The sequence below is a fragment of the Verrucomicrobiia bacterium genome, assembly GCA_019634625.1.
GTDB lineage: Bacteria > Verrucomicrobiota > Verrucomicrobiia > Limisphaerales > CAIMTB01 > CAIMTB01.
Map to the genome: position 1 here is coordinate 173,063 of JAHCBA010000004.1, position 13,494 is coordinate 186,556.

A 13,494-nucleotide genomic window follows, 5' to 3' on the forward strand; every position below is an offset into this window, starting at 1 on the left:
CCGCCGATTCTCCCCTCATGAGCACACCCACGGTTCTCTTCACCGGCGGCGGCGGATTGCTGGGCTCCCAGGTCCGGCATCTGGCCCCCGAGTTCCTCTACCCCACCCGCGCCGAATTCGACATCACCGACTTCGCAGGCATGGAACGGTACGCCGCGGCCCACCCCTTCCAGCAACTCGTCCATGCCGCCGCCTTCACCTCGCCCCCGCAGGTGGACAAGGACCCCCTCCGCGCCATCGAGGCCAACATCATCGGCACCGCCAATGTCGTCCGGCTCTGTCTCAAACACGGCGCCCGCCTGATCTACATCTGCACCGACTATGTCTTCCAGGGCGACAAGGGCGGCTACCTCGAGTCGGACCCCGTCCATCCGGTCAACAAGTACGCCTGGTCCAAGCTCGGCGGCGAATGCGCGGCACGCCTCTATGACCGCGCCCTCATCGTCCGCACCACCTTCGGCCCCGACCGCTTTCCTTACGACCGGGCCTTCACCGACCAGTGGACCAGCCGCGAACCGGCCTCGGTCTTCGCCCGAAAATTGCTCGAACTCGTCCGCTCCGATGCCTGCGGGGTCGTCCATGTCGGCGGTCCCCGCCGCACCGTCTTCGAGTACGCCAGAAGCCTCGACCCGTCCCGTCCCATTGGCGAAATGTCCGTCAAGGACGTCGCCTTCAAGGTGCCCGTGGATACCTCTCTCAACTGCGATCGCTACCAGAGCCTTGTCCAGGAAGTCTCCCGATAAACCCAAGTCCCATCCCTCCCTTTGCCCATGAAGATCATTGTCGCCGGCGGCGCCGGCTATGTCGGTTCCCATCTCATCCCCGTCCTCCTCGAACACGGCTACGAGGTCGAGGTCATCGACCTCCTCTGGTTCGGCAATCACCTGCCCAAGGAGGTCAAGGTCACCCGCAAGGACCTCATCCACTGCACCGAGGACGATCTGCGCGGCGCCGACCACGTCATCTTCCTCGCCGGTCTCTCCAACGACCCCATGGCCGAGTTCGATCCCTCGGCCAACTTCCTCGCCAACGGCGCCATCCCTTCCTACCTCGCCTACATCGCCAAACGCGCCGGCGTGAAGCGCTTCATCTACGGCTCCTCCTGCTCGGTGTACGGGTACACCGTCAACCAGCTCTATGACGAGGACAGCCCGGTGACCTGCGGCTACCCCTACGGCATCTCCAAACTCCAGGGCGAACGCGGCGTGCTCCAGCTCCAGGACGCCGATTTCTCCGTCATCGCCCTCCGCAAGGGCACGGTGTGCGGTTACAGCCCCCGCATGCGCTTCGATCTCATCGTCAACACCATGTTCAAGGCCGCCCTCACCCAGGGCCAGGTCACCGTCAATAACGCCTCCATCTGGCGCCCCATCCTCGACATCCGCGACGCCGCCACCGCCTACCTCCGCGCCATCCAGGCCGACCACTCCATCAACGGCGTCTACAATGTCGCCTCCGGCAATTACACCATCGGTCAGGTCGGTGACATGGTGAAATACCGCACCGAGAAACTCACCGGCCGCAAAGTCGGCATCCAGATCAAACAGATCCAGGACTTCCGCAATTACAAGGTCACCATCGACCGCGCCCGCACCTACCTCGGCTTCCAGCCCCAACACTCCGTCGAGGATATCATCGAGGATCTCCACTCCCATCTCCCCGAATACGGCGACTTCGAAAGCGACGCCTTCTACAACATCCGTGTCTTCAAATCCATGAAGGTCGGCCCGGCCGCCGCATCCACCGCGTCCCAGACCGCCCGGTGACGAGGATCGGGCTCGGCGGGACCCTCCCCCCGGGTCCATGACCGGGGTTCAAACGGCATTCCCATGTACGACTACACCATCGTCGGAGGAGGCATCGTCGGCCTGTCCACCGCATGGGCCCTCTCCCGGAGGAATCCCTCGGCCCGGCTGCTGCTCCTCGAGAAGGAGGACGCCTGGGCCGCCCACCAGACCGGGCGCAACAGCGGGGTCATCCACTCGGGCATCTACTACAAGCCAGGCAGCCTCAAAGCCCGCCTCTCCCGCGAAGGCAACGCCGCCATGGTCGCCTTCTGCCGCGAACACGGCATCCCCCACGAAACCTGCGGCAAGGTCATCGTCGCCGTCGCCCCCCACGAACTCCCGCTCCTCCAGAACCTCCACCGTCGCGGCCTCGAAAACGGCCTCCAGGTCGAGGAACTCTCCGCCGGACAGGTCCGCGACATCGAACCCCACGTCCGCTGTCTCCAGGGCCTCCGCGTCCCCTCCACCGGCATCGTGGATTACCGGGCCGTCTGCCGGAAACTCGCGGATCTCGTCGCCCGCAACGGCGGCGATCTCCGCCTTAATACCCCGGTCACCCGCATCGTCTCCTCGGGCGGTTCCCTCGTCGTTCATTCCCCCGCCGGCGAGTTCCCCACCCGGTTCCTCATCAATTGCGCCGGACTCCACAGCGACCGTGTCGCCCGCCTCGCCGGCGACCAGCCCCCGTCCCGCATCGTCCCCTTCCGCGGCGAATACTACGAACTTCGCCCGGATCGACGCCACCTCGTCCGGCACCTCATCTATCCCGTCCCCAACCCGGAGTTCCCCTTCCTCGGTGTCCACTTCACCCGGATGATCGACGGCTCCATCCACGCCGGCCCCAATGCCGTGCTCAGCTTCAAACGCGAGGGCTACCGGCGGACCGATTTCAACCCACGCGATTTCCTCGAGGTCATGACCTTCCCCGGCTTCTGGAAACTCGCCGCCAAACACGCCCGCGAAGGCCTCAAGGAAATGCACCGCTCCGTCAGCAAGGCCGCCTTCGTCCGCAGCCTCCAACAGCTCATCCCCGACATCCAGGCCGGTGATCTCGTCCCCAGTCAGGCCGGCGTCCGTGCCCAGGCCCTCCGCCCCGATGGCGCCCTCGTGGACGACTTCCTCTTCGTCCGCGCCAACCACACCCTGCACGTCATCAACGCCCCGTCCCCCGCCGCCACCGCCTGCCTCACCATCGCCGACGCCATCGTCCAGCAAACCCCCGAACCCTGACCCCGCCCCGCCGGCCCGATCCCTCACCCCCCGCCCCCTATGGATGTCTCGATCATCGTCGTCGCCTGGAATGTCCGGGAACTGCTCCTCAACTGCCTCGAATCCGTGTACCAGGGCACACGCGATATCGAGTTCGAGGTGATCTACGTGGACAACGGCTCCACCGACGGCAGCGTCGAGAGGGTCCGCGAAAAGTTCCCCAAGGTCCGCATCCTCGAAAACAAGGAGAACCTCGGCTTCATCCGGGCCAACAACCAGGCCATCGAGGTCGCCCAGGGCCGTTACGTCCTCCTCCTCAATTCCGACACCCTGGTCCTCGACAATGTCATCGGCAAAACCGTCGCCTTTGCCGACCAGAACCCCGGGGCCGCCGTCGTCGGCTGCCGTGTCCTCAACCCGGACCGCACCCTCCAGCGGAACTGCTTCCGCTTCTATTCCACCCTCAACATGCTCCTCGATGCCCTCTTCCTGAGGAGCCTCTTCCCCAGACATCCCCTCTTCGGACGCAAACTCTACGGGGACTGGAAGTTCGACTCCGTCCGCGAGGTGGATGTCGTGGTCGGCTGCTATTCCCTCGTCCGCATGGAGGCCATCCGCCAGGTGGGCGTCATGGACGAAATCTTCTTCGTGTACGGCGACGACATCGACTGGTGCTACCGCTTCGTCAAGGCCGGCTGGAAGGTCATGTTCGCCCCCGTCGGCGAAATCATCCACTACGGCGGCCAGACCACCCGGCAGGCCCGCAGCAAATTCGCCCTCCAGCTCTACGGCGCCTATCTCATCAACGTGAAGAAGCACTACTCCGCCCTCACCTTCTGGGGCGCCCGGCTCCTCACCGCCACCTACTTCCTGCTGCGCGCCGCCTTCTGGTCCCTCCGCGCCCCCTTCCCCGGCAAATCCGGCGCCATGGCCCGCGCCTCCGCCGGCACCTTCTTCACCGCCGTGTACTACTGCCTCTTCGACTGGAAGGGCATGCTCATCAACCGAGCCGCCGTCGAGGGCAGGCTGTAACCGTCCGGCGCCGCCTCCATCGAGAACCACCCCCGGCCGTTCCCCGTGAGCCAACCCGTCATCGCCGCCGTCATCCTCGCCATCCTGATCCCGCTCTGGATCCGGCTGCGTCGCGATTTTGTCTCCGGCCTCTGCTATGCCGTGGTGGTCCTCGTCGCCGCCTCCCACTTCCTTCAAATCCGCACCCCGGGCATCCTGCCGGAACTCACCATCCATCGCCTCGTCTTCCTCAGCATTGCGGTGGCCTGGGTCTTCCAACGCGACCGCGATCCCATCCGTTCCACCCCCCTCGCCGGCTGGATCATGGCCTGGGCCGGCCTCGCCTTCGTCTCCCTCCTCGGAACCGAGGACTCCGTCGCCGGCACCAAACGCTTCATCGAGTTCGTCTTCGAGCTCTTCCTCTTCTACTTCATCCTCGCCACCACCCTCCGCACCCGCGAAGACGGCCTCCGCGTCCTGCGCGCCGCCGTCTTCGGCCTCTTCCTGGTGGCCCTCATGGCCGCCTTCGAAAAGTACACCGCCATCAATCTCGTGGACCGCTACCTCGGGCTCGATCCCGATGCCCCCGTGGTCCGCGACGTCCGCGCCACCTACCGCCACCGCATCCTCCTCGGCACCGGCATGGCCATGGGCTGGCCGCTCGCCATGGCCCTCATGCGCCTCGCCCCCGCCCGGCGCCAGCGCTGGTATGCCTGGATCGCCGCCGCCGCCATGCTCGCAGCCTGCTACTACGCCCGCAGCCGCGGCCCCTGGATGGGCGCCGTCCTCGCCGGCGGTCTGATCTTCTGCTTCGGCTCCAGAACCCTGCGACGTCCCCTCTTCGTCGTCGGCAGCCTCGCCGCCCTCGTCCTCATCGCCCGCCCCGGTGTCTGGGAAAACATCTTCGGCCTCGCCTCGGCCACCGTGGACACCGATTCCTTCAAGGGCGGCACCTTCCAGTACCGTCTCGAACTCTGGAATGTCGCCTGGGAAGGCATCAAGGATTCGCCCTGGCGCATCCTGTTCGGGAACGGTCCGGCCTCGGGGTTGAACCAGGCCATCTCCTGGGAGCTGTCCTATCGGGACACCGACTACACCATCTGGAGCTGGGACAACGATTTCGCCTACGCCCTGTTCCAGTACGGATTCCTCGGCCTCTTCGTCACCCTCGCGGTCTATGGCAGCGTCGCGTGGCGGCTGTGGCGGGAGTCCCGCCGCACCGAAGGCATCCAGCGCGATCTCTTCATCTGCCTCTGCGCCAGCGCCCTCGTGCTCTTCTTCATGATGTCCAACGTCACCGTCTTCGCCCGCCAGCTCCACTACCTCTTCTGGACCATCACCGCCGTCGCCTGGGCCACCCGCTCCGTCCCCGCCGCGTTGCCCACGGAGGAGACCCTGGCCGACGACACGCCTCGGATGGACTTGCCACCCGGCATCGAAGGCAGCACCCTCCGTCACCCGGTCTGAAGTCCGAGGCGGTCGTCAACGCCTCGCCAGTGGATGGATTCAGTGGCCCGCCCGTGCAGGCCTGGCGTCGATTTTCAATCGGCTCCGAATCCAGCCCCTCGCCGACCCACCCCTTCGGCGCGGCAGTCCGGATCAAGTTCCATCATGCCGAACCGATAGATTCGGCGGTGACATTCGATCGCATACCAGGCGCTGGACAGGGGACGAGGCTTCACGGCCTCCGGCCGCGGCAGGCTGCAGAGCAGCACGCCGGCACGCCGCCTCCCCTGTCGAACCTCCGCGATCTGCACCGCCGGCCATCACAATCCCCGCCATTCCGTACCATGTTGTATTCAAGATTCGCGTCCCTCCTCCTCCTCCCGGCCCTTGCTGGCCCGGTCCTCGCCGCCGACCTCCATGTGTCCCTCCTGGGCAATGACACCAACCCCGGCACCGCCTCCGCTCCCTTCCGCACCATCCAGCGCGCCGTGAACGCCGCCATGCCCGGCGATACCGTCCGGGTCGGTGCCGGCTACTTCGACGAAACCGTCCGCACCGCCCGCAATGCTTCGGACAGCGCCCGGATCACACTCGACGGCCAGGGAGTCGCCCGGGTCCGGCAGGTGATGCTTCAACACACCCACCACAGCCTCCAGAACATCACCGTCTCCGGTCTGGCCCAACAGTTTTCCAACCTCGTCTTCGTCCGCCGCGGCGCCCACTCCTCGATCATCTCCAACACGGTCGTCGATGCCGCCAGCGCCCTCCAGGTCGGCGGAATCTTCTGGGAAGGCCCCACCACCCGCCCGTTCGGCACCGATGCCGCCTCCAACTGCCTCGTCATCAGCAACCGCATCACCGGCATCCTCGCCAACACCGCCCTCCACATCATGGGCGACAACAACCTGGTCGTCGGCAACTACGTCCACGATGTCGGCCAGGCCGACTTCGTCCGCCTCTGGGGCCAGGCCAACATCATTCGCGGCAACACCTTCACCAACAACTTCCCGGTCCCCGGCGTCGGCAATCACATCGACTTCATCCAGACCTTCGGCAACAACCGCTTCGGCAGCCAGGACCACATCATCGAGGGCAATCGCGTCCTCCGCATCCGCTCCGGTCAACTCACCCAGCTCGAAGGCAACCTGGTCCCCGAAATCCGCAACTGGACCTTCCGCAACAACGTCTTCGCCGACATCGACCTTCAGGCCAGCTGCACCATCCCGGGCGTCAAGTACTACAACAACGTCTTCTATCGCTGCAATTCCACCGTCAACGCCGGCGCCGCCCTCAACTTCGGCAGCCGCTCCTACAATCTCTCCAATAACTGGGTCGAGGGCACCAATCGCGCCCACGGCGCCCAGGTCCTCAACAACATCTTCCTCGATTGCGGCCAGGATTCCCTCAACCAGGGTCACTACGGCTTCGGCCTCGAACTCGAAAACGTCCGCGCCGACTACAATTTCATTTCCAAGGCCGGCTTCCAGGCGCTGCGCGAGGACACCTCCGCCCGCGCCATCGGCGATCCCGGCGGCTGGGACAACTTCCGCTGGTACGAACCCAACGGCTACAACGGCGGCAACCCGGGCTTCATCAATGCCGCAGCCTACGATTTCCGCCCCAGCCCCGACAGCCCCCTCCTCGGACGCGCCCTGCGCCTCCCGGGCTTCTCCCACGACATCGTAGGTGCCCTCAGGCAGTCCGCCGGGCCCTGGGACATCGGCCCGTACCGCGCCCTCGGCGCCCGGCCGACCCCGCCCCAGAACCTGGTGGTCATCCCGTAGCACGCCGCCTCCAAGCCTTCGCGCGCCTCCGCCATCCCGCCATCCCGCCTCGCCCCACCCCGGGCAGGCGGGATGGCTCGTTCTCGCCCCCACCTCCGACCTCCAACCCTCCCCGCCGTCCCCAATCGGGCCCTTTCGGCCGGAGTCGGCTCAAGGGTGGGCATCCAACGGCCGACAGAGTCCTTGGATCGATGAATCAACTGACCCATTTCCTGGCCCTGTGCGGCGCCCTCTTCGCCGGCGCTGTCGCCTCCCTCGCCGCGACCTACCATGTCGCACCCACCGGCAACGACACCCACCCCGGCACCCCGACCCAGCCCTTCCGCACCGTCCAGCGTGGCGTCAACGCCGCCCTGGCTCCCGGTGACGTCGTCGTCGTGGCACCCGGACCCTACCACGAAAACGTCGTCACCCGCGCCGCAGGCACTCCGGGAAACCCCATCGTCATCCGGGCCGCGGGCGGCGGCGAATCCATCCTGCGCACCTTCCGCTTCAACAACCATCCCTGGGTCACCCTCGACGGGTTCACCCTGACCAAGGCTCAAAACCAGCTCCTCGCCTTCGTCCGCATCGAGGCTGCAGCCCATAACGTCGTCGTCCGCAACTGCTTCATCCGCGACGCCGCCGCCATCGTCAGGCCCGACTGGCGCTTCGACGCCACCGATTCGAGCATCTCCGCACCCGGTGTGAACTGGGCCGCCCAAGGTTTCGAAACCGGCGCCAGGATCTACGCGGGAGCCGCCGGCATCGATCCCCACATCTACGAAAACCACGACCGCGCCTTCACCATCACCGGCATCTCCGGCGACAAGGCCTTCGTCAGCCCCGCCCTGTACCCGGAAACCATCACCTCTGTCTGGGCCCCGATCTTCGCAGGCATGGGCAACCCCGGTACCCGCGGCGTCATGTTCGTCCCCTCCGGAGGCCTCTCCGCCACGAATGCCCAGATCGTCAACAACACCTTCTCCAACCTCTTCGGTGCCTCGATCCTTCTCGGCATCGGCCCCGGTGGCACCCTCGTCCAGTCGAACACCATCACCCGCAACAATTCCTGGGCCGGCATCCACCCCCACGGCAGCAACCACCGTATCCTCGACAACCTTTTCATCGATCACCTCGGCCTCGTTCAGTGGTCCCGTACCGAGGGCGCCGGTCTCACCCACCCCGCCGGCACCGGCTGGTACGACTTCATCCAGGGCTTCATCCATACCGTCTATCCCGGCACCAACGTCGTCATCGCCCGCAACTGGTTCGAAAACATCCAAAACCCCTTCGGCACCTTCTCCCGGACCGCCGAAACCGCCAACTGGCGCTTCCAAAGCAATGTCGTCGTCGGCGTCCAGGAGCATATCGGCGGCGGCATGAACGACATGGTCCACTCCCATAATACCTGGTACCGCGTCAGCTACGGGGAAAGCCGCACCATCGCCGTCACTGCCGGAGGCTCCACGTCCGATCCCATCCGCAATTTCTGGCTGCACCACAACGCCTTCATCGACACCGGCTCCCACGCCAACCTCAACCAGGAACGCGGCTACAACCTCGTCCATGCCGTCAACTCCGGCGGCTTCTCCAACTGGCTCGCCAGCGCCGAAACCACCGGCTGGCAGGGCGCCTCCACCTTCACCGAACCCACCGGATTCAACGGCGGCAATCCCCTCCTCCGCGACCCCCTCAACCCCCGCGGCCTGGACGGCATCCCCTTCACCGAAGATGACGGCCTCCGCCCCCTCCCAGGGTCGCCCCTCGCCCTCCACGGCATCGGCGCCCTCCCGCCCGTCCCAGTCCGTGTCGGCCAGCCCATCGCCCACTTCTCCGCCCTCCCCGATGTCCCCGGCTGGCACGACGTCATCGGCTTCGCCTTCGACCCCGCCTGGACCAACCTCGCCCCGTTCCAACGTACCGAACCCGTCCGCCCCTGGCGTACCCCGGAGGTCCTCGGCACCGTCCCCTGCACCGTGCATTTCGACGCCTCCCATTCCGTGGGCGCCCTGACCTCCAACAGCACCAACTGGACCGGGATCACCACCTTCGAATGGGACTTCGGTGACGGATCCACCTGGACCAATTCCTTCCGCCGCGACGGCCGGACCAGCCCCCACGTCACCCATGTGTTCGGCAAGGAAGGCACCTTCACCGTCCGCCTCCGCGTCCGCAACGAGGCCGGAACCTCCGCCACCTTCACCAATCGGTACCGCGTCCGCCCCGCCCTCCCCGACGTGCGGATCCATCACGTCTCCCCCTCCGGCAACGACTCCACCGGCGACGGCTCCCAGCAGCGCCCCTGGCGCACCCTCACCGCCGCCTACGCCCGCGCCGACCTCTCGGCCAACACCTGGATCGTCGCCCACCCCGGCTCCTACCCCGAATGGCTGGTCTGCCATCGCACCCCCGCTCCCGGCCGGCGCATCCACCTCGTCGGCCTCGGCGCCACCGTGGGCGGTTTCCACCTCCAGCAACCCCGCCATACCGTCCGTGGCTGGCACCTCGATGGCTCCAACGCCAAGGGAGCCGTCGTGCTCCTCGGCCAGGCCGCCAGCCAGACGGAAATCCTCCGCAATTCCGTCCGCTTCTCCCATCCCCTCCGCTCCGTCTTCGCCTTCGACGCCTTCGGCGCCAACCCCGCCAATCATCAGCAATCCTGCCTCATCGCCGACAACGTCATCCACTTCGCCAATCTCGAGGCCGGAGAGGGTCTCTTCTCCCTCCAGGGACGCGACCACCAGGTCCTCGACAATGTGGTCCATGCCGCCCGTGGCCAGGCGGATTTCGTCCGCCTCCACGGCGACGGGCATGTGGTGCGCAATAACTACCTCGCCAACCACGGGAACGGGGGCACCACCGATCGCGTCGATTTCTTCCACTGGTCCGGGCACCTCGGACGCTGGTTCACCAACATCCTCATCGAACACAACACGGTGATCGGCGATCCCAACCCCAACCTGTCCGGATCCATCTGCCTGCTCCAGCAGTTCGACATCGGCCGGGGCTACTTCGACACCGGCGCCCCCAACGGCAACGTCATCGTCCGCAGCAACGTCTTTCATCAGGTCCACGCCGCCGATCAGTCCGCCAACGGAGTCCAGTGGCTCAACAACCTCTTCTACCGCTGCGCCCGCACCACCGCCTCGGTGATCGCGGGCGGCTCCACCGCCCATGGGACCGCCCATGACACCGTCATCCGAGGCAATCTCTTCTTCGAATGCGGCATTAACCCCGCCTCAGACCGCCAGGGATGGTACGCCCTTGCCCCCGCGCTCTCCTCGCTCGATGCCGATTTCAATACCGTCACCGGCCTTCTCGGCGCCTCCAAACGCACCGCCCCACCCGATGACCCCTCCTACTGGGGCAGTTACGGCTGGGAACGGCACGGCATCAACGGTGGATCCCCTCTCGTCGGCGATCCGCTCGCCTTCAACTTCCGCCCCATGGTCCGTCCCGCAGCACCCCGCAACCTGCGCCAGATCCCGGACTGATGCCGGATCGGAGCAGGCTCCCGCCAACGGCTTTGCCAGCCGCTTCGCGCTTCACCGGCGATGCCCTCCCCGTTCCCTTCGGGGCGCGGACAGCCCCGTCCGCGCCCCGCAGGTGCGCGGGCCCCGTCGTCCTCGCATCCCCTTGGCCCCGACCTTCACGGTCTGCCAGGCTCCCTCGGAACCCCGGACACCCCTGCGACCCCGGGCACCTATCCCGGGTCCCCTTATTCCTGTCCCGCATGCCCCACATCCTCGCCCTCACCGTCCTCCTCACCCTCTCCGTGGGGCGGACCACCCACGCCGAACTCGGCCAACTCTTCCGCGTCGTCACCGAATCCCCTTCGGTACCGATCCGGTTCACCGCCGATGGCTTCCTCATCTGGAGCAACGCGGTCCCTTCCGGCCCCTACGAAATCCAGCGCCGGCTCACCCCCGCCAGCCCCGACTGGTCACCCTGGACCCGCGGCACCTTCTCCAACCAGGTCTGGTCCGCCCGTGTTCATCACCCCGCGCCCCCGCCCGGCATGCAGTTCATCCCCGGCGGCCAGTTCACCATGGGCGACATCCTCGGTGACCTCACCAACGCTCGCTCCGTCCATCAGGCCTTCGTCAGCCCCTTCTTCATGGCCACCTTCGAGGTCACCACCCAGCAGGTCAGCGACGCCTACCAGTGGGCCTTCGACCACGGCCTCATCCTCGTCACCAACAACTCCGTCCGCCTCGCCCAGGGCACCAACACCCTCCTCATGCCCCTGCGCGCCTTCTCCCAGGAAGTCCAGTTCGCCGACGGGACCTTCTCCGTCCGTGACGGCCGCACCCTCTACCCGGTCTCCTTCGTCAACTGGTTCGGCGCCGTCGCCTACTGCAACTTCCGCGGCATGATGGAGGGCCGTGACCTCTGCTACGACCTCGCCAACTGGTCCTGCGACTTCTCCAAGGTCGGCTACCGCCTTCCCACCGAGTCCGAATGGGAGTTCGCCTGCCGCGGTGGCTATGAAGGCCAGCGCTTCCCCTGGCCCGATTCCCCCTTCATCGACCATTCCCGCGCCAATTACCGCAGCAGCACCAACAACTTCTACGACGTCAGCCCCACCCGCGACTTCCACCCCGACTACGCCGCCACCCGTCCCCGCTCCAGCCCCGTCGGCACCTTTGCCCCCAATCAGTACGGCCTCCACGATATGACCGGCAACGTCTGGGAATGGTGCTGGGACTGGGCCGCCCGTTACCCGTCCGGTTTTCACATCAACCGTACCGGCCCCGAAAATGACGGCACCCTCCAGTTCCGCATCTTCCGCGGCGGCGCCTGGTACACCACCGCTGAACGCGTCACCAACGCCTCCCGCTACACCTCCGCCCGTCCCAGCGCCACCGTCGAGGATGTCGGATTCCGCGTCGTGATGCCCTACCGCCCGGCCCCCCCACGCACCCTGCGGCGTGTCCCAAACTGAGGCCGCCCCGCCAACCCATCCGTCCCATCTGTCCCATCCGTCCCATCCGACCGTCGGCCCTCGCCCCCCCCCGCCCCGCCAACCCCTCCCGCCCTCCACCATGCCCCGCTCCCTGGTCCTCATCCTGCTCTCCACCCTCGCGATGCTGGGCCCGGCCCGCGCTGAACTCCGCAAGTTCTACCGCGTTGCCACCGAGTTCCCATCTGCAATCCTGGAGTTCAGTCCGGAAGGTTTTCTCACCTGGAGCAACGCGGTGGACACCGGTCCCTTCGAAATCCAGCGCAGTCTCTCCCTCGATAACCCCGACTGGTCACCCTGGACCCGCGGCACCTTCTCCAACCAGGTCTGGTCCGCCCGTGTTCATCACCCCGCGCCCCCGCCCGGCATGCAGTTCATCCCCGGCGGCCAGTTCACCATGGGCGACATCCTCGGCGACCTCACCAACGCTCGCTCCGTCCATCAGGCCTTCGTCAGCCCCTTCTTCATGGCCACCTTCGAGGTCACCACCCAGCAGGTCAGCGACGCCTACCAGTGGGCCTTCGACCACGGCCTCATCCTCGTCACCAACAACTCCGTCCGCCTCGCCCAGGGCACCAACACCCTCCTCATGCCCCTGCGCGCCTTCTCCCAGGAAGTCCAGTTCGCCGACGGGACCTTCTCCGTCCGTGACGGCCGCACCCTCTACCCAGTCTCCTTCGTCAACTGGTTCGGCGCCGTCGCCTACTGCAACTTCCGCGGCATGATGGAGGGCCGTGACCTCTGCTACGACCTCGCCAACTGGTCCTGCGACTTCTCCAAGGTCGGCTACCGCCTTCCCACCGAGTCCGAATGGGAGTTCGCCTGCCGCGGTGGCTACGAAGGCCTCCGCTTCCCCTGGCCCGATTCCCCCTTCATTGACCATTCCCGCGCCAACTACCGCAGCAGCACCAACAACTTCTACGACGTCAGCCCCACCCGCGACTTCCACCCCGACTACGCCGACTCCCGTCCCCGTTCCAGCCCCGTCGGCTCCTTCCCCCCGAACCAGTACGGACTCCACGACATGTCCGGCAACGTCTGGGAATGGTGCTGGGACTGGGCCGCCCGTTACCCGTCCGGTTTCCACATCAACCGCACCGGACCCGAAGACGATGAAACCCTCCGCTTCCGCGTCTTCCGCGGTGGCGCCTGGTACACCACCGCCGAACGCGTCACCAACGCCTCCCGCTACACCTCCGCCCGTCCCATCGCCACCGTCGAGGATGTCGGATTCCGCGTCATCATCCCCTACCGCCCGACCAGTACCCCCGATCAGTGACCGTCCTCCCCAAAGTCCGGTCCAATACCTCAA

General features: G+C 66.3%; 9 protein-coding genes. All 9 read left to right on the forward strand.

All coding sequences use genetic code 11. The annotated features are described in order from the left end of the window. The first annotated feature begins 17 nt into the window (after nucleotides 1-17). The 9 genes from KF833_03915 (at nucleotide 18) to KF833_03955 (ending at nucleotide 13,461) form a co-directional block, all read left to right on the forward strand. Nucleotides 18-743 carry a sugar nucleotide-binding protein gene (locus KF833_03915; protein MBX3744432.1) on the forward strand — a complete coding sequence of 242 codons (726 nt, stop codon included), beginning with the start codon at nucleotides 18-20 and terminating at the stop codon, nucleotides 741-743. 27 nt (nucleotides 744-770) lie between these two features. Then, nucleotides 771-1,766, forward strand: coding sequence for an SDR family oxidoreductase (locus KF833_03920; GenBank protein ID MBX3744433.1), 996 nt, complete (start codon nucleotides 771-773; stop codon nucleotides 1,764-1,766). 63 nt (nucleotides 1,767-1,829) lie between these two features. Next, on the forward strand, nucleotides 1,830-3,017 hold the full coding sequence (gene lhgO / locus KF833_03925) for an L-2-hydroxyglutarate oxidase (protein ID MBX3744434.1): 1,188 nt from the start codon (nucleotides 1,830-1,832) through the stop codon (nucleotides 3,015-3,017). Between the two features lie 39 nt (nucleotides 3,018-3,056). Further along, nucleotides 3,057-4,028 carry a glycosyltransferase family 2 protein gene (locus KF833_03930; GenBank protein ID MBX3744435.1) on the forward strand — a complete coding sequence of 324 codons (972 nt, stop codon included), beginning with the start codon at nucleotides 3,057-3,059 and terminating at the stop codon, nucleotides 4,026-4,028. A gap of 45 nt (nucleotides 4,029-4,073) precedes the next feature. After that, nucleotides 4,074-5,474: an O-antigen ligase family protein gene (locus KF833_03935; GenBank protein MBX3744436.1), complete on the forward strand. Its 1,401-nt coding sequence runs from the start codon at nucleotides 4,074-4,076 to the stop codon at nucleotides 5,472-5,474. Nucleotides 5,475-5,797: 323 nt separating this feature from the next. After that, complete coding sequence (locus KF833_03940; GenBank protein ID MBX3744437.1) at nucleotides 5,798-7,237, forward strand: DUF1565 domain-containing protein; 1,440 nt, start codon at nucleotides 5,798-5,800, stop codon at nucleotides 7,235-7,237. Between the two features lie 191 nt (nucleotides 7,238-7,428). Further along, nucleotides 7,429-10,713, forward strand: a complete 3,285-nt coding sequence (locus KF833_03945) for a DUF1565 domain-containing protein (GenBank protein MBX3744438.1) — start codon at nucleotides 7,429-7,431, stop codon at nucleotides 10,711-10,713. A gap of 239 nt (nucleotides 10,714-10,952) precedes the next feature. Beyond that, entirely contained in the window at nucleotides 10,953-12,164 is a 1,212-nt protein-coding gene (locus KF833_03950) for an SUMF1/EgtB/PvdO family nonheme iron enzyme (GenBank protein ID MBX3744439.1), read from the forward strand. 100 nt (nucleotides 12,165-12,264) lie between these two features. Then, nucleotides 12,265-13,461, forward strand: a complete 1,197-nt coding sequence (locus tag KF833_03955; protein ID MBX3744440.1) for an SUMF1/EgtB/PvdO family nonheme iron enzyme — start codon at nucleotides 12,265-12,267, stop codon at nucleotides 13,459-13,461. Nucleotides 13,462-13,494 lie beyond the last annotated feature (33 nt).

What these genes read in the sequence shown, in the direction of transcription:
- KF833_03915 (MBX3744432.1), top strand. Translation starts at nt 18, where the DNA reads ATGAGCACACCCACGGTTCTCTTCACCGGCGGCGGCGGATTGCTGGGC.
- KF833_03920 (MBX3744433.1), top strand. Translation starts at nt 771, where the DNA reads ATGAAGATCATTGTCGCCGGCGGCGCCGGCTATGTCGGTTCCCATCTC.
- lhgO (MBX3744434.1), top strand. Translation starts at nt 1,830, where the DNA reads ATGTACGACTACACCATCGTCGGAGGAGGCATCGTCGGCCTGTCCACC.
- KF833_03930 (MBX3744435.1), top strand. Translation starts at nt 3,057, where the DNA reads ATGGATGTCTCGATCATCGTCGTCGCCTGGAATGTCCGGGAACTGCTC.
- KF833_03940 (MBX3744437.1), top strand. Translation starts at nt 5,798, where the DNA reads ATGTTGTATTCAAGATTCGCGTCCCTCCTCCTCCTCCCGGCCCTTGCT.
- KF833_03945 (MBX3744438.1), top strand. Translation starts at nt 7,429, where the DNA reads ATGAATCAACTGACCCATTTCCTGGCCCTGTGCGGCGCCCTCTTCGCC.
- KF833_03950 (MBX3744439.1), top strand. Translation starts at nt 10,953, where the DNA reads ATGCCCCACATCCTCGCCCTCACCGTCCTCCTCACCCTCTCCGTGGGG.
- KF833_03955 (MBX3744440.1), top strand. Translation starts at nt 12,265, where the DNA reads ATGCCCCGCTCCCTGGTCCTCATCCTGCTCTCCACCCTCGCGATGCTG.